The 2,075-nt window shown below is 71.6% G+C and carries 2 protein-coding genes; both read left to right on the forward strand.

Features of this window, described 5'->3' with window-relative positions:
* On the forward strand, positions 1-1,469 hold a 1,469-nt coding region (gene eccCb, locus ACFV4G_RS30135), incomplete at its 5' end, for a type VII secretion protein EccCb (protein WP_380445281.1).
* A 107-nt stretch (positions 1,470-1,576) separates the two neighbouring features.
* Positions 1,577-1,987 carry a hypothetical protein gene (locus ACFV4G_RS30140; protein ID WP_380445282.1) on the forward strand — a complete coding sequence of 137 codons (411 nt, stop codon included), beginning with the start codon at positions 1,577-1,579 and terminating at the stop codon, positions 1,985-1,987.
* The last annotated feature ends 88 nt before the right edge of the window (positions 1,988-2,075 follow it).

Here is a 2,075-nt window from a genome sequence, read left to right on the forward strand (position 1 = left end):
GCAAGAGCAACCTCCTGCGCACCCTGATCACCGGCCTCGCCCTCACCCACACCCCGCGCGAGGTCCAGTTCTACTGCCTCGACTTCGGCGGCGGCGGCCTCTCCGCCCTGCGCGGCCTCCCGCACGTCGGCGGCGTCACCGGCCGGCACGACCCCGAGCGCGTCGGCCGCACGATCGCCGAGATCAACGGCATCATCGCGCGCCGCGAACAGAGCTTCGCCCGGCTCGGCATCGACTCCGCCGCCGCCTTCCGGCGCCGCCGCGCGGCGGGCGACCCCGAACTGGCCGACGACCTCCACGGTGACGTCTTCCTCGTCGTCGACGGCTGGAACACGCTGCGCCAGGAGTTCGGGGAGCTCGTCCAGGTCCTCGGCCTGATCGCCGGACGCGGCCTCAACTACGGCGTCCACCTGGTCATCACCGCGACCCGGTGGGCCGAGGTCACCAGCGCCCTGCGGGACCAGCTCGGCACCAAGTTCGAGCTCCGGCTCGGCGACTCCGTCGACTCCATGATCAACATGCGGGCCGCCGCCACCGTCCCCAAGGTCCCCGGCCGCGGCCTCACCGACGACCAGCTCCACTTCCTCACCGCCCTGCCCCGCATCGACGGCACCGGCGACGCGGACGACCTCGCCGACGGCGTCGCCGACCTCGCCGAAGCCGTCAACGACCACTGGACCGGCCCCCGCGCCCCCCAGGTCCGCACACTTCCGCTGATGCTGGAGGCCGCCGCACTCCCCGCCCCCGAAGGCCGGCTGCGGATCGCCCTCGGCCTGGAGGACCGCGAAGTCTCCCCGCTCTGGCACGACTTCGAGGAATCACCCCACCTCGTCGTCGTCGGCGACAGCGAGACCGGCAAGACCAACCTGCTGCGCCACCTCGTCAACGGCATCACCACGGCCTACACCCCGGCCGAGGCCCGCATCATGCTGATCGACTTCCGGCGCGGCCTGTTCGACCTCGTCCCCGAGGAGTACCGCCTCGGCTACGCCGTCGCCGTCGACGTCCTCAAGCAGATCGTCCAGGGCGCTGCCCGCGCCATGGAGGGCCGCGTCCCCAGCGAGGACATCACCCCCGCCCGCCTCAAGCTCCGCGACTGGTGGACCGGCCCCGAACTCTTCATCCTCGTCGACGACTACGACCTCATCTCGGCCCCGCTCACCGGCCACCCCTTCACCCCGCTCCTCGACCACCTCGCCCAGGGCACCGAACTCGGCCTCCACCTGATCGTCGCCCGCAGCGCCAACGGCATTGCCCGCGCCATGAGCGACCCCCTCCTGCGCCGCCTCCTCGACGTCAACACACCCGCCGTCCTCCTGTCCTGCCCGCCCAGCGAGGGCGTGCTCTTCGGCAACGTCAAACCCCGCCAACTCCCGCCCGGCCGGGCCCTGCACATCACCCGGCGCCGGACGGTGCAGCTCCAGACGGCCCTGGCGCAGGAGGGGGCCGGCGGCGAGGGGGTGGCCTGACGGATGGCACGAGCCGGCGGCCAGAAACTGCCAACATCTCGCCACGCGACGCATTGTGAAGCGGTCCCGGTGCGCTTCGGCAAGGTGCCGTCGGGCAGCATGGGGCGATGCACCCGGATCAGCCACTGCCTCGTGAAGTGAAGGTCATCGACACGGCGTCGCTGCTCGGGCTGGAGGCGCGGGCGTGTGAACTCGGCCTCAGCCAGAGGCTGGACCCGCTCTGGGTGAAGGCGAATGCGGCGTCCGACGGAAGCCACTACCTCTGGCCGGCCCTGTGGAACAGCTTGTCCCACCGCCCGGAGGTGCCGCGTCAGCTGCGGTGCGAGCTGTTGATCGCCCTGCGTACGGGAGAGCGGGTGATGAGCCTGCTGGACGTGCTCCCCGACGACTTCGCCCCGCTGCCGAAGGTGACCTCCCGCGACGAGGGCATGCGGATCAGTGAACTGCTGGACCGTTCTCCTACGGTCAGGGAATGGCTGCTGCGAGAGGGCGAGGACCACTCAAACCGGCTGCCGTGACAGACGGCTCGGGCGGACCGGAGACCCTGATCGCTCGTCGGGGTGGGGTTGGGGGGGGGGGGGGGGGGGCGCAGCGGGACAGTAACCC

Origin of the sequence: Kitasatospora sp. NPDC059747, from assembly GCF_042732955.1 — a bacterium.
GTDB lineage: Bacteria > Actinomycetota > Actinomycetes > Streptomycetales > Streptomycetaceae > Kitasatospora.

Coding starts and splice junctions, on each gene's coding strand:
- ACFV4G_RS30140 (WP_380445282.1), top strand. CDS start 1,577: ATGCACCCGGATCAGCCACTGCCTCGTGAAGTGAAGGTCATCGACACG.